The organism is Pedobacter sp. AC163 (assembly GCF_979258665.1).
Map to the genome: position 1 here is coordinate 4,957,718 of NZ_OZ409872.1, position 20,785 is coordinate 4,978,502.

19 protein-coding genes are annotated in these 20,785 nt (G+C 42.2%); 5 read left to right on the forward strand and 14 right to left on the reverse strand.

The genetic code is table 11. The features are described from left to right. The first annotated feature begins 9 nt into the window (after window positions 1–9). Complete coding sequence (locus ACZZZK_RS21470; protein ID WP_463485911.1) at window positions 10–102, forward strand: DUF4172 domain-containing protein; 93 nt, start codon at window positions 10–12, stop codon at window positions 100–102. A 261-nt stretch (window positions 103–363) separates the two neighbouring features. On the opposite strand, the gene ACZZZK_RS21475 is transcribed toward ACZZZK_RS21470, so the two are convergent. The 3 genes from ACZZZK_RS21475 to ACZZZK_RS21485 form a co-directional block, all read right to left on the reverse strand. Next, complete coding sequence (locus tag ACZZZK_RS21475; RefSeq protein ID WP_463485912.1) at window positions 364–1,167, reverse strand: SDR family NAD(P)-dependent oxidoreductase; 804 nt, start codon at window positions 1,165–1,167, stop codon at window positions 364–366. 162 nt (window positions 1,168–1,329) lie between these two features. Next, window positions 1,330–1,911 carry an arylesterase gene (locus ACZZZK_RS21480; RefSeq protein WP_463485913.1) on the reverse strand — a complete coding sequence of 194 codons (582 nt, stop codon included), beginning with the start codon at window positions 1,909–1,911 and terminating at the stop codon, window positions 1,330–1,332. Window positions 1,912–1,914: 3 nt separating this feature from the next. Continuing rightward, a complete protein-coding gene (locus ACZZZK_RS21485) occupies window positions 1,915–2,883 on the reverse strand; it encodes an SDR family oxidoreductase (protein WP_463485914.1) in 969 nt (322 codons plus the stop codon). 27 nt (window positions 2,884–2,910) lie between these two features. Between ACZZZK_RS21485 and ACZZZK_RS21490 the strand changes: the two genes are divergently transcribed. Further along, window positions 2,911–3,330, forward strand: coding sequence for a DUF3253 domain-containing protein (locus ACZZZK_RS21490; protein WP_463485915.1), 420 nt, complete (start codon window positions 2,911–2,913; stop codon window positions 3,328–3,330). 67 nt (window positions 3,331–3,397) lie between these two features. Here ACZZZK_RS21490 and ACZZZK_RS21495 read toward each other — a convergent pair whose 3' ends face one another. From ACZZZK_RS21495 to ACZZZK_RS21525, 7 genes are all read right to left on the reverse strand, one after another. Then, complete coding sequence (locus ACZZZK_RS21495; RefSeq protein ID WP_463485916.1) at window positions 3,398–5,635, reverse strand: xanthine dehydrogenase family protein molybdopterin-binding subunit; 2,238 nt, start codon at window positions 5,633–5,635, stop codon at window positions 3,398–3,400. A gap of 16 nt (window positions 5,636–5,651) precedes the next feature. Next, window positions 5,652–6,671 carry an FAD binding domain-containing protein gene (locus ACZZZK_RS21500; RefSeq protein ID WP_463485917.1) on the reverse strand — a complete coding sequence of 340 codons (1,020 nt, stop codon included), beginning with the start codon at window positions 6,669–6,671 and terminating at the stop codon, window positions 5,652–5,654. Further along, the gene (locus tag ACZZZK_RS21505) at window positions 6,664–7,179 is read right to left on the reverse strand and encodes a (2Fe-2S)-binding protein (protein WP_463485918.1); all 516 of its coding nucleotides are present in this window, start codon (window positions 7,177–7,179) and stop codon (window positions 6,664–6,666) included. Before ACZZZK_RS21505 ends, ACZZZK_RS21500 begins: the two co-directional genes overlap by 8 nt. Window positions 7,180–7,330: 151 nt before the next feature. Beyond that, window positions 7,331–9,457: a xanthine dehydrogenase family protein molybdopterin-binding subunit gene (locus ACZZZK_RS21510; protein WP_463485919.1), complete on the reverse strand. Its 2,127-nt coding sequence runs from the start codon at window positions 9,455–9,457 to the stop codon at window positions 7,331–7,333. A gap of 9 nt (window positions 9,458–9,466) precedes the next feature. Continuing rightward, window positions 9,467–10,453, reverse strand: a complete 987-nt coding sequence (locus ACZZZK_RS21515) for an FAD binding domain-containing protein (protein WP_463485920.1) — start codon at window positions 10,451–10,453, stop codon at window positions 9,467–9,469. A gap of 12 nt (window positions 10,454–10,465) precedes the next feature. Continuing rightward, entirely contained in the window at window positions 10,466–11,248 is a 783-nt protein-coding gene (locus tag ACZZZK_RS21520; protein WP_463485921.1) for a (2Fe-2S)-binding protein, read from the reverse strand. A 342-nt stretch (window positions 11,249–11,590) separates the two neighbouring features. Further along, a complete protein-coding gene (locus tag ACZZZK_RS21525; RefSeq protein WP_463485922.1) occupies window positions 11,591–12,592 on the reverse strand; it encodes an SDR family oxidoreductase in 1,002 nt (333 codons plus the stop codon). 283 nt (window positions 12,593–12,875) lie between these two features. Here ACZZZK_RS21525 and ACZZZK_RS21530 point away from each other — a divergent pair, with 283 nt between their 5' ends. The 3 genes from ACZZZK_RS21530 (at window position 12,876) to ACZZZK_RS21540 (ending at window position 16,080) form a co-directional block, all read left to right on the forward strand. Next, complete coding sequence (locus ACZZZK_RS21530) at window positions 12,876–13,952, forward strand: calcium:cation antiporter (protein WP_463485923.1); 1,077 nt, start codon at window positions 12,876–12,878, stop codon at window positions 13,950–13,952. Between the two features lie 123 nt (window positions 13,953–14,075). After that, on the forward strand, window positions 14,076–15,263 hold the full coding sequence (locus tag ACZZZK_RS21535; protein WP_463485924.1) for a glycosyltransferase family 2 protein: 1,188 nt from the start codon (window positions 14,076–14,078) through the stop codon (window positions 15,261–15,263). A 1-nt stretch (window position 15,264) separates the two neighbouring features. After that, window positions 15,265–16,080, forward strand: coding sequence for a glycosyltransferase family 2 protein (locus ACZZZK_RS21540; protein ID WP_463485925.1), 816 nt, complete (start codon window positions 15,265–15,267; stop codon window positions 16,078–16,080). Here the strand turns inward: ACZZZK_RS21540 and ACZZZK_RS21545 are convergent. Genes ACZZZK_RS21545 through ACZZZK_RS21560 form a run of 4 tightly spaced genes read right to left on the reverse strand, consistent with a single transcriptional unit; the run spans window position 16,077 to window position 20,683 of the window. Then, the gene (locus ACZZZK_RS21545) at window positions 16,077–17,126 is read right to left on the reverse strand and encodes a glycosyltransferase (RefSeq protein WP_463485926.1); all 1,050 of its coding nucleotides are present in this window, start codon (window positions 17,124–17,126) and stop codon (window positions 16,077–16,079) included. The two genes, ACZZZK_RS21540 and ACZZZK_RS21545, sit on opposite strands and share 4 nt — an antisense overlap. Next, a complete protein-coding gene (locus ACZZZK_RS21550) occupies window positions 17,126–18,457 on the reverse strand; it encodes a PIG-L family deacetylase (protein ID WP_463485927.1) in 1,332 nt (443 codons plus the stop codon). Before ACZZZK_RS21550 ends, ACZZZK_RS21545 begins: the two co-directional genes overlap by 1 nt. Beyond that, window positions 18,450–19,595, reverse strand: coding sequence for an acyl-CoA dehydrogenase family protein (locus tag ACZZZK_RS21555; protein WP_463485928.1), 1,146 nt, complete (start codon window positions 19,593–19,595; stop codon window positions 18,450–18,452). Before ACZZZK_RS21555 ends, ACZZZK_RS21550 begins: the two co-directional genes overlap by 8 nt. After that, a complete protein-coding gene (locus tag ACZZZK_RS21560) occupies window positions 19,592–20,683 on the reverse strand; it encodes a glycosyltransferase family 4 protein (protein ID WP_463485929.1) in 1,092 nt (363 codons plus the stop codon). The genes ACZZZK_RS21555 and ACZZZK_RS21560 overlap by 4 nt, the downstream gene beginning before the upstream one ends. Window positions 20,684–20,785: the final 102 nt, after the last annotated feature.

The window sequence follows — 20,785 nt, forward strand, 5'->3', positions numbered from 1 at the left end:
AATTAAGCCGTGTTGCAAACATTAACCAAGGATGTAGTCAAAACTAGTGAGATTGAAGGGGAAAAGCTAGACCATGACCAAGTGAGATCTTCTATTGCATGAAGATTAGGAATTGGGATAGGTGGCTTAAGTCCATTTGATCGAAATTTTGACGGTATTGTGGAGATGATGCTTGATGCTACACAAAATTATAATATCAGCAGGTGTAGCGTTTCCTATTGTGAATAATACATTAAAAAGATGCATTATTTATTATTCTGATTTTATAGAATATTACCCGTTTATCAATTTAATGCACTTTCGCATCAAATAAACCGCCTAAATCCTTTCTTTCTTCCGCAGCTTTACTTCGCCCTGCCACATTTATTCGTTCTTCTTTTCATTTACAGGTTCCTGCATTTTTTCCATTTGCGCTGCCTGCATACTGTCAGGAGTGATGTTACCCATGGCTACCGTCATTTTGTTTTTGAAACCTGAAACCACCATATCCTGGCCAGCGAGCAGGGCTTCGTAACCATCTTTTGCTACTTTTGCAGCATCATCTAGATTACCTTCTTGCACAATTTTGGATTCAAGCATGTCAGCTTTGTTGAAGAAATCTGTATCAGTTGGGCCAGGCAGCAGTGAAGTAACAGTTACTCCGGTATCTTTCAATTCTCTTCTTATGGATTCACTAAAAGAGTGCACAAAAGCTTTTGTACCGTGATAAACCGCTTGATATGGCCCCGGCGCTTTACTGGCAATGGAGGCTACGTTCAAGATTTTGCCAGTTCCACGAGCAACCATGTCTTTTGCATAATATTTGGTAAGGGTAACCAGCGATGAAATGTTGAGCTGTACAATGTCCAATTCGCGTTGCAGATCATTCTCAATGAACTTTCCATAAACTCCCTGGCCGGCATCATTGACCAATACATCTACCTCATATCCTTTTTGTTTAATTTCTTCGTATAGATCAGTTGCTCCATCTGGCTGAAAAAGGTCTTTACTGATGCTGCAGACTTCGATACCATTTTGTTTTAGTAGGCTTTCGGCTTCGGCTAATTTTTCCTCCTCTCTTGCTACGATAATCAAGTTGTGGCCATTCTGAGCAAATAGTTTTGCCAATTCTAAACCGATGCCGCTACTGGCTCCGGTAATTAGTGTGAAAAGTTTTGTGTTTTCCATGTCTCGATTGTTGATATTAATTCAACATGGTCAAATAAAAAAAAGTTTTATCGGATTTTTTTGAGGAGATCAATGTCGGTAGCATCGATCGGTAAAACTTGGAGTAACACTTAATTCAAAATGTGATTTGAACCCGCAATTACGGAGAAAGCTGGAATAAAACTATAATGTTTTAACCGCACTGTGTCTGGCGATCATTGATTTTAGTTTTGGCCAAATGTTATCGGCTATGATTTGATAACCTGCTGCCAGGGGATGAACCCCGTCAAACATATTGAGGTGTTTTTTCCCTTCTACGCCTTCCAATAAAAATGGGACCAGTTCGCAATTATTTTCCTGTGCAAGTTCCTGATAGATGGTGCGGTAACCCGGCGCCCGGTTCTCCGGAATCCATGCTGGAAGCCTCATGCCTAAAATTAAAATGTCTGCTTTGGGATATTTAGTATTTACTTTAGTTAGGATTTGCTGCATATTGGCTTTCAGTATATGGGCTTGGTGGCCTCTGAGCAAATCGTTGGCACCAAGCTCTAATACAAAAATGTCTATTTCTTGATTCACTACGGCGTCAATACGGTTTAAACCGGTGGTGGAAGTATCGCCACTTATTCCGGCATTGATGACCTGAAAGTTCCAGTTCTCTGCTGCAATTTTCTCGCTGATCCGTGCAGGTAAAGATTCCCGTAGCGGATCTTTTAAGCCATATCCAGCAGTTAAGCTATCGCCAAAAAATAACATTACAGGCATTGTTTAACGTTTAGATTTATTCAGTAGCATCATTCCAGCGGTAAGGGCAAGTATCCCTAGAGAGAGATATTTATGATGGGCTCGTGGTTTACCAGGTATTCCCCAGCCGCCATGTACAGCATTGCCATATTTTACCGTATTGAAAATATTTCCATTAGTAGCTGGAAGCTCAGCTGCATTTTTCAAATATCTTGATATTACATAACCAGCTATTCCCCTTGTTAAGCCTGGGGCGAGTGCGTAGGCATAACGCAAAAGAACGGCTGTACTGCCCATCATTGTTGAAGGTTTCGGGTGGCGTGAAATTTTTAAAATGTCTGCAGCAATCCGGTTGGGATCGTATATTGGTGGTGCAGGTTTTAGCTGTTTGCCTGTATAGTTTGCAGCGTGCTGGATGCCTGGAGTATCAAGAAAGGCAGGGAATGCATCACATATATGAATGTTTTTGAAAGCAGAAAGTTCCGCTTTCAGTGCGGCGCTAAATCCACGCAGGCCGAATTTACTGGCAGAGTAACCTACCCCATAAGGAACAGGTAAAAATCCACCTATTGATATATTATTGATCAAGATGCCGTAGCCTTGTTTTTTGAAGTAAGGGAGGATTGCATGTGCACCATTCATGTAGCCTAACAAGTTTGTTTTTATTACTTGCTCGGTTACTTCCATGGGTGTTTTGTCGAATTCACCCACAGCAAGCACGCCTGCGTTGTTAATCCAGACGTCAATCGTATTTCCAAAATCGGCCGCTGCAGCTGCCAGATTAATCACATCATGATATTGAGCGGTATCGGTTTGGATACATTTAACTTCCGCCCCAATAGTTTGACATTCTTCGGCAAGCTCTTGCAAGGCAGCCATATTTCTCGAAGCTAGGATGAGTTGATCGCCATTCGCCGCGAAAGTAAGGGCAATAGCTCTTCCCGCACCACTTGATGCGCCGGTAATGACAACAGTTCTTTTTTTATCGGTCATATCATTACAACCAGTGGCTTATATAAATTGTTTAGGAAATGGCTGCTAGGCATCAAAAAGCACGAATACTTTGTTCAATTGAAAGCTTCTAATAAGGGGAAGATTAGCTTAAACCATTTACAGTTCGAAAAATATTCTGGGCATTTTAAAGCAATAGCCTCATACATTTGTTATCCATTTATGGTGATGCTATCAGAAATATCGAAAACCATTTTAGCTGAGGCGGATAAACGTGGACCAGATAAAAGTACCTGTCCTTCGGAGATTGCCCGGATGCTTTTTGGTGATGATTGGCGAAAGGAGATGGGAAAGGTGCGGGACGTGGCCATTGGTTTGCATCGGGATGGTAAGGTGGTAATCACACAGAAAGGAGTACCTATTGATTTGGATCATATCAAAGGGCCTGTTCGCATTAAAATTAGCCAGAACGAAAATATAAGCGACTAATGATTGTTCGCGATTATTCGCTGTAAAAAACAAAAGCTTCGTCCTTGTCGGAGAAGCTTGAGATCCATTACATTAATTCATCAAAGTGAATGGGTAACTTATAGATTCTTTTGCCAGTCGCATTAAAAATTGCATTTGAAATGGCTGCTGGCATTCCTACCAGACCAATCTCACCCACACCCTTGGTACCAATTTCGTTAATTAATTCATCTTTCTCCTCTACGAAAATAACCTCTAACTGGCCGATATCGGCATGTACAGGAATATGGTATTCGCCGAGATTAGTGTTCATATACTTGCCGAGATTATGATCCATAAAGGTCTCTTCGTGCAGTGCTTTACTAATGCCCCAAACCATTGATCCAGATATTTGACTAGCAGCAGTTTTTGGGTTAATTATCTTTCCGGCGGCTACCGCGGTTACAGCTCTGGTTACCATCACGGTGCCAAGATCCTGATCTACCTCTACCTCGACAAAAGAAGCGCTGTGGGTAGCCAAACTGTATTTCCGAAGTTTTAACATGTGCGGTTTGCCCATATTGGTGGTTTTAATGGGTTTGCCATTGTTAAAGGCAATAATGTCTTTTAGGGACACGAACACATTGGGCTGATCTTTTAAATGCATGTTTCCTGCGCTGAAAAATACCTCCCAATCTTCCGAATTTTTAAAGGGAGAAGCTGGCATTTTTGTCGCTTTTTTCAATAGTTTTTTACGCAGTGCTTTTGCCGCTACCACAATGGCTACTCCGGTAGATGAGGTAATGGACGAGCCACCCTGAAACATCGAGAATGGCTTTTTGCTATCGCCATATTTGAAATCTACTTCTGCCAGCGAAAGACCAAGCTCATCTGCTGCAATTTGAGTCATCACAGTTAGTGTACCTGTACCAATATCGGTTGTGGCGTTGTTTAGTACCATTTTTCCCTCTTTGGTAATCATGGCTTCCACCCGTGCAGGAAACTGAAAGGCATCCCAGATTCCTGTAGCCATCCCGTAACCTACCCATTTATTTCCACGCTTGGTAGACCGAGGTTCAGGATTTCGGTTGCTCCATCCAAATTTATCTGCGGCCTGAAGATAGCAATCGTGAAGGGCTTTGCTGGTATATGGTTTGTTGCTCGATGGATCGATCTCCGAATAATTAATCAGGCGAAGTTCTAAAGGATCGATTTTAAGCTTGTGTGCCAGTTCGTCCATAGTGCATTCAATGGCATGCATCCCTGTGCTTCCACCCGGTGCCCGCATGTCAAGCGGCGTATACACATCAAGGGGAACCACTTTATGATCGAAAAGCGTATTTGGAGCAGGGTAAAGTTTATGGCTCCAGTTGGCAATCGCTTCTGTATAGTCTTCAAAATTGGAAGTTTCAGAAAAAACGCTATGGCCCAGGGCGGTAACGTTACCATCTACATCACTGGCGAAGCGCAGGTTTTGTTTAACCGGGGGGCGATGGCTAAAAAAGAACATTTGTTTACGCTCTAATACCACACGGACATTTCTTTTTAGGTGAAGAGCAGCCATCACACAGAGGAAGAGCTGATATTGTGGACGAAGGCCTGAACCAAAACCGCCACCAACGAACGGCGCCAACACCCTTACGTCTTTATAGTGTAAACCGAAAATGTTGGCCACATAGAGCTGGTTATTAATGGTGCCTTGTGTTTTATCGTAGATTGTTAATTTCCCTTTTCCTTCGTATATCGTTGTTGTGGCAAACAGTTCGATGGGGTTGTGGTGCTCTGTACCATGCTGAAATGTTGCAGCAACTTTTATAGGTGCCTGTTCAAAAGCAGTCTGGAAATCGCCTGTTGGTGGAGGTGGAGGCGGTTTCAAAGCTGTGGCAAATCCTTTTTTTGCAGAACGGCCATTTGGAATATTGCTTTCCAGATCGGTTTGGAAAGTTTCCTGCTCATACTCAAAAATAACTTGCGTGGAGGCGTATCTAGCCGTTTCGTAGCTCTCGGCCACTACCAAGGCAATAGGTTGCCCGTTGTAAAGAATATTTTCATCGGCTAGTGGTTTAAAAACCGTTCCCGGCGGCGCATCCATATCGGTATATTGTAAATCGAACCAGGCCAGTTTTGTACGGTTTTTATGTGAAAGCACATCCACCACACCGGGGATAGCCATTGCTTGCGCAATATCGATATTGATAATTTTCCCTTTGGTTATCGGGCTGCTCACTACATAACCATGAAGCAAGTTATCTGCTTCATATTCTGCGGCATACTTTGCCTGGCCCGTAACTTTTAGCTTTCCTTCTAAACGGCTAACGGGCTGACCAACATTTTTGTTAAAATCCATTTTTGTTCATTTGTAGTTAAGCAGATGGTTTTGCTCCTGGAAGTTGCGATTGAGGGTTTAACGCCATGAGGCCATTGCGAATAATTGCTTTTTTAGCGAGGGCGATTTTAAAGTCGTTATGGCCGTAACCTTTTGCATCTCGTAAAATAATATCAGCCGCGGCGGCAAAATTTGATTCATTTGCACTTTTACCCATCAGGAAATTTTCTCCTTCTGTTGAACGCCAGGGTTTATGCGCTACACCACCAAGGGCAATCCTTGCGTCTTTTATCATTTCTCCATCCAATTCTAATGCAGTAGCAACGGAAACGAGGGCAAAGGCATAAGAATGTCTGTCGCGAAGTTTGAGGTAAGAATAGTTCTCAGCGAAACCTTTATCTGGGAGATCTATTGATGTAATAAGTTCGCCAAGTTTAAGATTATTGTCCAAATCGGGCCGATCACCTGGCAGGCGATGGAAATCTGCGAAAGCAATGGTTCTTTTTCCTTCGGGTCCTTCTACATTAACCAGCGCATTTAAGGCGGCGAGCGCTACGCACATATCCGATGGGAAAACCGCAATACAATCATCACTCGTTCCTAATATTGCATGGATTCTGTTGTATCCCTCTTTGGCCGGGCAGCCAGAACCAGGATTTCTTTTGTTACAAGGCACATCAGGATCGTAAAAATAGTAACAACGGGTGCGTTGCAATAAGTTGCCACCATTACTTGCCATGTTTCTGATTTGAGCAGATGCGCCGGCAAGAATGGCTTTAGAGAGTAGGGGATATTTGTTCTCAATAATGGGATGATAGGCGGTATCGGCATTTTTGAAATTGGCGCCGAGTCTAACTCCTCCATTCGGCAGTTCTTCAATCTCTGCGAGACCATTAATGCGGTTGATGTCTATCAGACGGCTTGGGTTGGTGAGGTTATATTTCCAGAGGTCGAGTAAGTTGGTTCCGCCAGCTAAGTACTTTGTGTTGTCCTGGTCATTAATGAGGTTAATGGCTTCAGCGATATCATCTGCTTGCTTGTATTCGAAGTTATTCATGGCCGCCTCCTGCTTTAACCTCCATAATGGCATCGATGATGCCGATGTTAGCGCCACAGCGACAGAGATTTCCACTCATCAGCTCTTTTACTTCCTCTCTGGTTTGCGCTTTTCCTTCTTTAATCAGACCAATAGCACTGCAAAGTTGGCCGGGAGTACAGTAACCACATTGAAAAGCATCATGATCGATAAATGCCTGTTGTATCGGATGCAATTCGTTGCCATTAGCGATGCCTTCCACAGTAGTAATCTCGGAGCCGTTTTTCATTACAGCGAGAGTGAGGCAGCTTAAGATTCGCTTATCATCGCATATAATTGTACATGCCCCACATTGGCCGTGATCACAACCTTTTTTAGTCCCTGTTAAATTTAAATGGTCTCTCAAACCATCCAAAAGGCTTACCCAAGGTTGCACCTGAAGAATTTTTTGTTCACCGTTAACGGTCAGGTTTACCGTACAGTCGCCTTGCTTTAAATAGTTGAGGTTTTGCGTTTCGCTTCGCATCATGCTGAATTGTTAGTGGTAGGTACTCATTTGCTAACATTCAAAAACGCGGATAAGTTTGAGCTTTTTAAGTTTCTTTAACAATTATATCATTGCAGATATTGTTTCGATGCTTTGAACAGTACCAGGTAAATTCTGCAGAAGAAAAGATTTTTTAAAGCAATTTATCTGGAGTAATCGGAAGTGAACGAACCCGTTTGCCAGTTGCATTGAAAACAGCATTTGCTACTGCGGCGGCTACTCCCACAATCCCCACTTCGCCAATTCCTTTTACGCCCATTTTATTTGGAACGAAATCCTTCTCATTGATAAACATAGCGTCGAGATCACCAATATCGAGGTTGGTAGGAACGTGGTAATCTGCAAAAGAACGGGTTGCAAAATTTCCATAACGTGGATCGATGATGGATTCTTCGGTTAATGCCATACCAATGCCCCAAACAATACCGCCAATAATCTGCGATCGGGCAGTTTTCGGGTTCAGAATTTTTCCGGCACCTGTAACAGCTAAGAAACGGGTAACCTTCACCATCCCAGTCACGCTGTTCACCCTTACCTCGGCGAAGTTGGCATTAAAGCTATGGGCAGAATATTTTTCTGCTTCGGCAGGAGCTTTAGAATCTGACCGGGTTTGAAAATCGGCTATATTTTCTGAAATCATCAGCGCTGCTGCTGTCGGTCTTACAAAAAACTGTTTGCCAGATTTCGCCAATAATTCATCGGTAATTTTAATGCATGCATCGTTAACAGCGTTTGCAAAACTCGATGCGCCTACAGAACCTACTGAGCCTGCTGCAGGCGGCAAATCAGAATCACCAAGTTTCACAGTGATTTGCTTTACCGGCAAACCCAATCCATCGGCGGCTGTTTGTGCCAATATGGTATTGGTACCGGTTCCTAAATCTGAGGCGGCAATTTCTATAGTTGCATGCACTAATTTGTTTTTTAAACTGAGTTTGATTACGGCTGAGCTATCCCTTTGCCTGGCAGGGTAGGTGCCGCAGGCTACGCCATAACCGATCAAATCATCGCCAATTTTATTTGTACCTGGTTCAGGTTTTCTTTTCGCCCATCCAAAGGCTTTTGCGCCTTCCTGCAAACATTTTACGGTTGTTCTGGATGACCAGGGTTTTCCGTTGGAAGGATCTTTTGCGGGTTCATTTTTTATTCTCAATTCAATGGGATCCATCTTTAACGTGTACGCCAACTCGTCCATTGCGGATTCGAGCGCAAAACTTCCTGTCGATTTTCCCGGGCCACGGGTATAAGTGGGCAAGATGAGGTTCATGGGAACCACGCGGTAACTGATTAAGCTGTTCGGAACTTCATACATCACTTTTGTACAATCTCCGCAGGGCTCGATATATTCACTATCTACCGCAGTGTGCGAAATTGTTTCGTGTGCGAGTGTGAGCAGCTTGCCTTCTTTGGTTGCGCCTATGCTTAGTTGTTGTATGTTTCTTTGGCGTAAACCTACAGAATTGAACATTTGTTGCCTGGTAAGCGCCAATTTTACTGGTCGGCCAACCATTTTTGCGGCTACAGCTGTCAGTACTAAGTTTGCCCACTGTCCGCCTTTCGAACCAAAGCCGCCACCAATAAATGGAGAAATGATTCTTACCTGTTCTGGTTTGATGTTTAATGTGGCTGCCGCAGCGGTTTGGGCACCGTTTATAATTTGCGATCCATTGTATAGCGTTACCTGGTCGCCTTCCCATACCGCTACTGTAGCGTGTGGCTCCATTGGATGGTGGTGTTCAATCGGCGTTTCGTAGCTCGCCTCTATTTTAACTTCGGCATCTGCAAGTGCTGATTTTCCTGCCCCCCGTACTAAATCAGCCAATTCCTTACCTTTTGGCATTTCAGGTGTTTTGGCGAGTTTGTCAAAGTCGATTTTTTCTTCTTTCTGATTGTATTCTACTGTAATTAAATGAGCAGCTGCAGTTGCCTGTTCAAAAGTTTCGGCTACCACTATTCCAATGTGCTGGCCATGAAAAGTAATTTCTGGGCCTTGCAACAGCGCACCACCCCGCAAACCTCCTTTGGTATTTAAGGGCAGAATATTCTCATGGGTAATTATTTTGATCACACCAGGATATTTCTGCGCTTCTGTACTCCCGATACTTTTTATTTTACCTGCAGCAATGGTGCTTTTAAACAATACCGCGTAGGCCATATTCTTTGCTGGATAATCTGTGGCATAAGTGGCTTTACCTGTAATTTTCAAAATCCCGTCGATGCGGTTTATCCCTTTGCCAATGGATTTGTTGCTGTTTTCCATATTCTACAATTAAATATTTCCTTTGAAAGCTGTTTCCAGCGCATTGATCAAAGCTTTTTTACCCATTTCTATTTTAAACTTGTTGTGTGATAAAGGCTGTGCCAATGCCATTTCTGCTTCGGCAGCTTTTGCAAAGTTGGCGGCAGTTGCAGCTTTGTCTTTTAAATATGCTTCCGCATTTAGTGCTCTCCAGGGTTTATGTGCTACACCACCCATTGCAATATTTGCGGTTTGAATGGTATTTCCGTTTAACGTTAAACCTGCAGCAACGGAAACCAAAGCAAAAGCATATGAATTTCGATCACGTATTTTAACGTAGGCGGAGTGTTCTGCGAAATCATTTTTGGGCACTTCAATAGCTGTAATCAGTTCACCATGTTGGAGGCTATTATCTTTCTCGGGGTGAGCCCCTGGAAGGATATGAAAATCTTGAAAAGGAATAGTGCGTTCCCTTTCACTGCTTATCACTTTAACATTAGCGTTTAAAGCGGAAAGGGCAATGGCCATATCTGAGGGATAGACTGCTACACAATCTCGTGTCCAGCCAAAAATGGCATGCATCCTGTTAAATCCTTCAATTGCAGAACAGCCGCTTCCTGGATTCCTTTTGTTACAAGGCATAGCGATATCGTAAAAATAGCTGCAGCGGGTTCTTTGCAATAAATTCCCAGCATTTGTAGCCATATTTCTAATTTGCGCAGAAGCACCAGCAAGTATCGCCTTACTAAGCATGGGAAAATTTTTACGGATAAGCGGATGGTTTGCTGTTTCGGTATTTTTGGCTAAAGCACCCAAAGAAATGCCTGAAGCGGTTGCTTTAATCTCTTTTAGCGAGAGGTTTCCAATATCAATAATTTCATTTGGGAGGGCAACATGCTCTTTCATTAGATCGAGCAGATTGGTTCCTCCACCCAAAAAGGCAGCGTCTGTATTTTTGTTGATTAAGGTAATTGCTTCAGCTGGGTTATTTACTGCACTAAATTTAAATGGTTTCATAACTGCGTCGGGTTAATCGGTAAATAGCCAGTTTTGCGGAACATTCTTGCCTGTTTGTGCTTCCTTTATTGCGGCAACAATGTTTGGATAAGCACCACATCGGCAAATATTCCCCGACATTCGCTCTGCAATTTCTTCGTCGGAGAGTATAATAGATTTTGGATCAGTACTTATTTTTTTTGTTGCAAAGCTTGCCTGTCCTTCTTTAGCTTCTTTCATCAATGCTACGGCAGAGCAAATTTGTCCCGGTGTACAAAAGCCACATTGAAAACCATCGTGTTTAAGAAAGGCTGCTTGCATCGGGTTGAGTTCGTTATCTTTTGCAAGGCCTTCAATGGTGATTACGGATTTTCCCTGGCAGGTTGCAGCTAAAGTGAGGCATGAAAGAACGCGTTGGCCATCTACAATTACCGTACATGCACCACACTGCCCATGATCGCAGCCTTTTTTTGAGCCGGTTAAACCTATTCTTTCCCGAAGTGTATCCAGCAAGGTCATTCGCGAATCGACAAGCACATTGCGGGCAGTTGAATTAACTTTGAAATTTACCGTAACGCCATTTTCAATTGCTTCGGGTATCAAGTCAGGAATATCTTCCATTTCTACAGCCCTGGCAAAAAGTTGTTCGGCTCCTAGCGCATAGCTCGCTAACAAACCAGCTGTGGCCAGGCCCATTAGTTTTACAAAATGACGGCGGTTAAATCCGGAGTGAAGTACATCTTCTAACTCTTCTGGCATGAGGTCGCCAAAAAGTCGGTGCTCTTCGGGGGTTAGCTTTGTTTTGTTGTTTTTCATGTTGCTGTTTTCAGGTTGAAACAGTTGATATAGCGTTGATTAGACAACACCAATGAAGTTTAAACAGCAGTGTTGGATTATGGTTTTACTTCCGGTAAAAAATGTTCATTACTCCTAAGGCTTAAGTAATGTTGATGCCTCACTCTGTGAAGAAATTAGCGGTGGTGCGAAATGCTGATAATCAGCAAGCAATATAATGGAATAACATCACGCCATAACGGAATGAAGTCAGGTTTTATTCTTTCGGGTTTAGGTTTATAACAGCTCAAAAAAACCTCTTCTTACAACCTGAAATATAACGGTTGCAAGAAGAGGTTCGAAACTTGAAAAGTTTAACTGGCTTTAAGGTTGCCCGCCGCCACCCATAGCGCCGTAAATTTGGCCAGTTGAGTAACTTGCGCTATTATCAGCTAGCTGAACATAAATTGAAGCAAGCTCCGCTGGTTGCCCTGGTCTGCCCATTGGGGTTGCTTTTCCAAATTCCATTAATTTTTCATTGGTGGCGCCGCCTCCAACCTGTAATGGTGTCCATATTGGTCCGGGTGCTACACCATTTACCCGCACGCCTTTTGGAGTTAAAAATTTTGCTAATGAACGTACCGTACTGGTGTTAGCTGCTTTGGTTTGAGCATAGTCAAATAATTCTGGTGAAGGATCATTTGCCTGTTCGGAAGTAGTCACTATAATGCTTGATCCGGGTTTAAGATGTGGAATTGAAGCTTTAAGCAACCAGAAAGGACCATAAATATTTGTCTTCATCGTGGCATCAAAATCTTCGGTACTAATATCCAGAATCGATGGTTTTGTTTGCTGTCGGGCGGCGTTGCTTACTACGATGTCTAATCCGCCTAAGCGTTTTACACTGTCATCCACTAACTTTTTACAGAAAGATTCTTCTCTTAAATCGCCAGGAATAGCAAATCCTTTCCTTCCAGCTTTAGTAATTAGATCGATTACTTCTTTGGCATCTTCTTCCTCTGCGGGCAAATAATTAATTACTACATCTGCACCTTCACGGGCAAAAGCAATGGCTGCGGCTCTACCCATCCCCGAATCGCCACCGGTAATGAGTGCTTTTCTTCCTGCTAAACGTCCTGAACCTTTGTATGATTCCTCGCCATGATCTGGCCTAGGATCCATTTTGCTGGCTAAACCTGGAAAAGGTTGCTGTTGCGGTTTAAAAGGCGGACGTGGATACTTTGTTGTCGGATCTTGAAGTGCAGCTGCTGCAGCGCCACTTAAAGGAACTCCGTCGGCACCGAAAACTGGCGAAACGGCCAGTCCGGCTAAGCCAACGCCAAGGCCGGTTACCGCCTGGCGCCTTGTTATTAATTCGTTTTTCATGTGATATATTTTAGGTAGATGTTTATGTTTTTAAATAAATTTTGGTACACTGAATTTCTTAAATTTCACTGCAATGGATTTTATATTAATGACACCGACTAATTGAAAAAGGTTTTATAAATGAGGCTGTAATTCATTCTTGGTTGGAGTATAGGAAGCTTTTAGCCATTTGCAGATTCAGATTAGCGTTGTTCATTGAAGAGTTGGGGCAGCCTGATTTAAGGTTAATGATAATTTTTACTCAAACCATAGAAGGTCTTATTTGTTGATACCAAAATTACTTATGAAGAAAATCGACCTACCCAAATGGACAATTGCGCTCCCAATAATTAGTGTCATCGTATATTTATTTAGCGGTAACGATTCAAGTATCTATCTAAAAGTCGCTTTGGCCGCATTGTTAATAGGTAGTGTTCTAGCATCAGTTCATCATGCAGAAGTAATCGCTCATAAAGTTGGCGAGCCCTTTGGTACCATCATACTTGCCCTGGCCATTACTACCATTGAGGTTGGCTTAATTGTTTCTTTAATGCTTGCCGGTGGCGAACAAACCCGCTCTTTAGCGAGAGATACCGTTTTTGCCGCCGTAATGATTATCCTTACCGCTATCGTGGGCATCTGCTTACTGCGAGGAGGAATCAAATTCAAAGAGCAACTTTACAAATTACAGGGTGTAAATGCCGCTTTAATTACGCTGGCGGCTATTTTAGTGCTCACCTTAATTCTTCCAAATTATACCATTAGTGGTGCAGTAGGAGAGTATACGGTAAGTCAGCTGGTGTTTGTTTCCATTGTTTCACTGGTTTTATACGGTGGTTTTATTTTTATGCAAACCGTGAGACATCGGGATTATTTTTTACCCAAAAATACCAGCTCGGAAGACGAGCATGTGGAAGCGCCCAATGGGATCACCGCAGGTAGCAGTATGGTTTTACTGGTGATAAGTCTGGTCGCCGTTGTGTTGCTGGCTAAATATCTATCGAAAGATATAGAAGTGATGGTGATTAGTTTAGGCGCTCCTCAATCTGTTGTCGGTGTAATTATTGCGGCAATTGTGCTTTTGCCAGAAGGAATGGCTGCTTATCGGGCAGTAAAATCTGATCGTTTGCAAACCAGTTTAAACCTGGCTTTGGGATCTGCGTTGGCAAGTATTGGCTTGACCATCCCTGCAGTAGCTACCGTTTCTATTGTATTCGGCATGCCCATTACCCTCGGTATCGACATGAGTTCGACGGTTCTGCTTTTGCTGGCCATGATTACCATTATGTTTTCGTTGGCTACTGGTAAAACCAATGCCCAGCAGGGTGTAGTGCTTTTAGTAATCTTTGCTTCCTATTTATTTTATACCATTGTTCCTTAGTTATTGCTGATAGATGCATCACCATCATTTAGAGTAGGGAACCGTATTAATCAGGATAGAAATACGCAGAACTTTATCGTTTCCATCATGTTGTAAATCTGACACTAAGAATTTACACCATTTATGGATTCCATACTTCATCTAAAGTCCGAACTCTGCTTTCCCGAATCTCCAAATCCGCTTTTGCGATTATCCGTAATCGTTCCGGCAAAAAACGAAGCACAGTTTATTGTCTCGACGCTTCATGCGCTTCGAAAACAATTCGACGATTTTGGAAATCCTGTTTCGCATCAGCTCTATGAGGTTTTAGTGTTGGCTAATAATTGCAGTGACGAAACATTCGAGATCTGCAAAAGGTATCAGCAGAAATTTCCAGAGTTTAACTTATATGTTCAATGTTTAGAATTGAATAAGGATGTAGCTCATATTGGTACGGCCAGGCGGCTCCTGATGGATGCTGCATTTTCTCGTTTGAATCAGGTCGCAGGGAAAAAAGGCATCATCGTGTCTACAGATGCCGATAGCGAAGTTGACGGCTGCTGGATACATCATATCCTGACCGAAATGGACCAAGGAGTAGATGTTGTAGGAGGACGAATTATTCCAAGCGATACACCTAGCTTATCAAAAATTCATCATTTAAGAGATGTAACCTATCGGTTTTTGAAAACGAGGATGGAGGCAGAAATTGATCCTTGTTTGAAAAATCCCTGGCCAAGGCACTTCCAATGTTATGGTCCGAGCCTTGCCGTTACCTGCGATATTTATGAAAAGGCTGGCAGAATTCCGGCTATTCCTTTTTTGGAAGATGAAGAGTTTAGAAAGGCACTTAAAAGGGTAGATGCCATTATGCGCCATTCGCCGAAAGTTCGCGTTTATACTTCTTCACGCTTGCAAGGCAGAGTAGATTTTGGGTTTTCTGTTCAGCTTCAGCAATGGAAAAATATGAGTTTAAAGAGAGAAGAACAAATGGTAGAATCGTTGGAAACGGTTATGACTAAGTTCTCCTTCAAAAAGGAATTAAGGCAATTGTGGGAAAATGCCAAAGCAGACAGGCAGGTTATTCGTGATATTAATTTAATGGCTTTTAAACTCCATTTCGATGAGGCATTACTGGCATTGATTAATGAACATCAATATTTCGAATCACTCTGGGAGCTAATGGAACAGCATTTAATCGAAAATTTTCCCGATTTATTAGTGTTGATCCCGATATCAGAAGCAATAGCGGATTTCAGAAATTATTTTGCAGCACAAACGACTGTTGATAGCGAGGAAACTGAACTGAATGATATAGCCATGGCAGTTTAAAATGAGCATATCTGTTTTAACCATAGTAAAGGGCCGAGCCGGTGCTTTGAACAATTTGATTAAAGGCTTGGCTGCGAATACCATTTTGCCTGACGAGCTTGTTGTTGTATTTATGAATGAGCCTGAGCGTAACCTTCCAGATGCGCCATTTATTATTAAACAGTTTTCTTTTTCACATCGTGAAGATTTGCCTTTGGCCGCGGCCAGAAATTTTGCGGCTAAAAATGCAGCAGGAGATAGGTTGATTTTTTTGGATGTGGATTGCATTCCCTCATCGCTCCTCGTAGAAACGTATCTCAATAATTTTCAAGTGGGCTTTTTAGTCAATGGTGAAGTTCGTTATTTAAAAAATGGCTTTGATGAGGGTGCAGATTGGTTTTCGGAGCTGGGGGCAAGCAGTGAGCCAGATCCCATAAGGTTTGGAATGACAACATTACCACACGAACTATTTTGGTCGCTTAATTTTGGATGTTTTGCAGCAGATTACTGGAAAATTGGGGGTTTTGATGCAAGGTTCGCAGGTTATGGAGCAGAAGATACTGACTTCGCCTTTACCGCCCGGGAACAGGCAGTCGGTATGAAATTAATAGCTGCAGTAGCCTATCACCAATATCATGAGCAGTACAAACCACCACTTAATCATTTTGATGATATCGTTCGTAATGCGAAAGTATTTTTTAAAAAATGGAAAAAATGGCCCATGGAAGGATGGCTGCGAAGCTTTGTAGATTTGGGTTTCATCAATAGGGATAACGATCAACTTCACATCCTCAGAAAGCCTAATCAACGAGAAATATTAAACGCTAAAAAAGTTTAAGATTTAAAGAATTTTTTGCCGGTGTTCACAATGGCTTTGGCCATATTGTCTATGGCGTTTGGTAAAATTACATCGCTCCAATCTGGTTCCTCTCGAATAATTTGCTCAAAAATATCTTGCCATTTTGTGTGCCACAAGTCATCTCTACTAATAATATAAATTCCTTGCCGCCCAGCTACTGCTTCTGCTTTTTGTTCCTGTTCGGCAAAAGGCCTCGATTCAGGAATGCCGATAAACCGTTTATTTAAGGTAGCCACTTCCATCACCGTATTGTGACCGGTATTGCCAATAATAATACTGACAGATTCCAATAACTCTTTTGGATGATCAACTCTTCCATGCCAGAAAATGTTGGCGTTTTCATCATCTTTTATCTCCTCCCCAATAACATGGAAAATAAGAGTCGGAGATTGTTGAGCAATGTGTTTGATTAAACTGGCATTTATAGAAGTGCCGCCAGCACCGATGAGAATGGCGATTTCATTTTCCTTCACTTCATGTCTTCCATCAGGAATGAACCTGGAAAATCCGCCAGTGAAAAATGTTTTATCGTATACCCAATTGCGCTCGCCAACATAAAGTGATTCAGGAAAAGGTGCGAGGATCAACGCTGCACTTTGAAATGCCATTAAGTGTGGCAAATCATTTCGGTTTCCATGCTGCGCCATTACGATGGTAGGGATGCCGCACAAACGGGCGAATAAAGTAATTTCTATTGAGACATCCACCACTAAAATCATCGGTGACTCTTTTTCAAAAACGTTGGCCATTATGGCCATTCTTTTTTTTATGCCAGGTACATTCAGTGGCGCATAGTGAAAGGTTTCGGGGAGCGTCTCTTCAGGCTCTTCGTCAATATTTACATCATTGAAATCTAGCGGTAAATGAATAAGCGTTACATTTGGTAAATTAGCAAGATCTACCGTTTGTAGAGCGCTTCCAAACAAAATGATTTTATATTCAGGAAGTGCTTTTACTATTTGCATGGTGCGCATCAAATGGCCTGAGCCATGATGGTGAACATAAAATGCGATGGTGAAAGGCATTAGTTTAATTTTTGTAGCACATCTAATCGATAATCTTTTGTGGCGCTGTGGTATAAGCGAGAAAACCCCTGATCTATAAAGCAATTGTGTACTTCGTCTCCAGTTAAGGGATAGTCGGCCACAAAATGAGTCCAGTGCACCAAAATCAGGATGCCGTTGGGATTTAGGGCATTTGATATTTTTGCTCGGGTAAGGAGAAGATCTTCCATAGAGAGATAATAACCTACCTCACTCATTAAGATCAGATCGAAATTCCCTTCTGGAAAAGCTGTAGGAATGCCGCCCAATCGAAATTCGACATTCGAAGCAGATTTAAGGCGTTCTTTTGCTTGATTTAAAGCCATTTTACTTATATCAATTGCCACAAGGTGGTTGCAAAGTGTGGCAATCTTCTCGGTCAAAACACCAATGGAGCAGCCAATTTCTAATGCTTGATTATGATTGCCGGCTGGGATAGCAGCAATGGTAGCATTATATTTTTCTTCTTCATATTTACTTGTTTCAAAATTCCAAGGATCCCGATTTTTCGAATATAGCTCTTCAAAATAATTTTCGGATAAAGTGGCCTCCGGATTGATTTTTTTTCGCTCCATGAAATACTCTTGCTCCGTTAAAAAATTGTCAATCACTTCTGGTAACAGGATAAAACCATGTGGATCATCATCGATTAAGTGGCTTACCTGAGATTGGTGCGCATTGATACACTTCACTTTAAGCGGTAAATAATTGCTCACTTCAAGGGCTAATAATTCCCCTTTATCGAGCTTCGGTATGTCTTCCGCAATGGCATGTTCATAAAGCCAAATGGGATATTCCCAAATCCTGGGGCGACCAATTTTCGATTGTTCAAGCGCAGAAATAAGCAGTTGATGCGTTGCTCTATGGTCACAGTGTGGATCCAACTCATAGGGAACCAGGATCAGGTCGGGTTTAATTTGTGTTAAATCTGTACCTAGCCTATCAACTAATTCTACAAATCCTGGCATTCCTTTTCCAGGCATTGCTGCATCTTCAGCACCATAGAACCGCCAGTTTTCTTCTTTCGTACCTAATAAAGTTAAGGCATTTTTAAGCTCTGATAGCCTAAGCTCAGCCAGTTTTTCTGCTGGATATTTTTGTGAATTTGGATGCGACTTGCTTCCATCTGTGGTGAGTATAACAAAAACTTCAACATTCAGGCTAATCAAGGTAGCAATAAGTCCGGCGCAAGCCAAAGATTCATCATCCGGATGGGGAACCATGACCAGGCAAGTGCTATAGTTTTTTAAATCTTGTGGGGCTATGGAAATGGCAGTTTTCCAAAATTTTTGTTTATCGAAAGGATTATTCATGAAAAGCTGATGGATTATTGATGAAAAATTTTGCAACATTAAGTCGGGTTGCATCTGGTGCTGGCTGCCTTAAATAAAAGGTCAGGTCGCGGAAAATTCGACCCAGATTTCCGGTTTCCATCAAACCCCTTGCCCCAACACATCTGTTGCTGTTATCCATCACGGTGAGGCAAATTTCCTCAATATTTACCCTCGTCATATTCGCAAAGGCAATCAGGTCTTCATCATGATTACCTTCGTTTACCCAGCTATCGAAATATTTACCAGCTTGCTCCAGCCACAAACGACCCGACATCACCGCCGACATGATACACGAAAGCCGCAATTGCTGGAAAGGATCGTCGGTTCGATTTAACTCTTTAAGGTACTTAGTGGTGTGTTCGGCAACGGCTTCTGCTCCGCCAAGTTGTACGGCAGCAAAACGAATAGCTCCTCCATTAAAATAAGGCTGTTTTAAATAAATACCGGGTTCGCCCAATAGTTCCGAATCATCTAACTGGTAACCACTAAAGTTAACGGTATAACTTCCAGAAGCTTTCATTCCAAGGGGTTTCCAACTCTCTTTATCTATCTGATCCTTGGAAATTCGATCCATATCAATAATAGCCATCTGCCAACCATCTCTTTCAACAGTGTTAATGTTGCCGGTAATAAGTGCTTTATTAACCAGCATTGCACCCGAACAAAATGTCTTACTCCCGGCTATTTCCAGCTGGCTATTTGTTTCATTGTATTGGATTCCATTCTGATTTTGCGTATTCCAAATGCCAAAAATATCGCCGTTTTCTATTACCCCATTATACCATTTATGGCGCTGCTCAGGAGTTGCATATAAATGAATAAGGTACAGGGTATTGATATGACCCTCAAAAATTCGTCCTACGGAAAGGTTTGCTTTGCCAATATCCTTTAGCAGTTGCAATAAGGCTGGCGTATTTGGACGATTGAAATCCAGGGCATGATCTGGTAAAACCAGCTCCAGTGCACCGCAGTGATGTAACAATTCAAATTCTTTTACCGGTCCGTTGGGGTCATTTTCAGTTTCAGCCGCCATGGCTTCAATTTCGATGAGAACTTCTCTAAACCGTAACCAATCAAAGGTTTTTGGTGCTGCTAGGGTATCATTCTCAAATCTCATCCGGCGTATTTTAGGTTTTTCTTTTTATCGGCTACTTCTTCCATAAAGCAAACATAATTTGCTATCATTTTATCGAAACTAAATTTTTCATTGGCATACTCATGAATGTATTTTCTATCTAGCTTCGTCACGTTTTTTAGGGCTTCAGCTAATGCATCAGTATCGCCAAAATCGACTAAAATGCCTGTTTCTGGAGCAATCAACTCAGGCAATGCACCTATTTTAAAACCGGCAATAGGAGTACCACAAGCCATCGCTTCTGCAACTACAAAACCAAAGGGTTCTTCCCAACACGGCGTAATCAGGCAAGCGCTGGCCTGACAAATTTCTTTACTTAATTGCTCATGATTCAATAGCCCAAGTAATTTAATATCCTCACCAAGAATTGGCTTAATTTCTTTGTCGAAATATTTTTGATCGGCGATGCCGCCTGCAACATGTAGTGGTATTCCGGCAGTTCTCGCCGCTGCAATAGCCAGGTGCAATCCTTTATCAGGATGAATTCTTCCGAACCAAAGTGCATGTTTTGCTATGGTTGTGCTCGGATTAAAAGGCCACTCAGCTAACTTAATTCCATTTAATATGACGGCACAGTCTGATACTACCTCACTCCAATTTCGGGCATTTTGCTGCGATACGGTGATGTAATCAATTACTGGTTGGCGGCGCTCTGCTTCGATTGCCATTTTAAGTTCGTAAAAAGGAGGCGTGTGCAAAACCGTTATCATCGGCGTTTCCAGCGTAGCAGCCATGGTGATGGGAATGTAATGGAGGCTATTGTTAAAAATAACGTCGAGTTCATAATCATCGATATGCATCATCAGGTTAAAATAAGCATGGTGCTCTGCGATATATTCTGAGGGAAGATCCCTTTGCTTTTTTCTAACTTTTGTTTTATTATCGTAATGTTCATCAGAATAAATGGGTTCTAAAGGCAAGGTATTATCTGATGCATCGCTGGCAAAAAGTATAACTTCGTGCCCCAGGGCTTGCAAGCTTTTAGTAACCTGATGAGTAAAAACTTCAAGGCCGCCAGCAAAGGGCGCAACAATAGGATGCTTGAGATGCGCTATGATTCCAATTTTCATAAATACAGGACACAGTTAATGTTTTGTATAAAGACTACATGAATAAAGAAAGAAAGTTTTCCATTTGGCACAATATCTTAGATACAAACATTTGAGGAATAT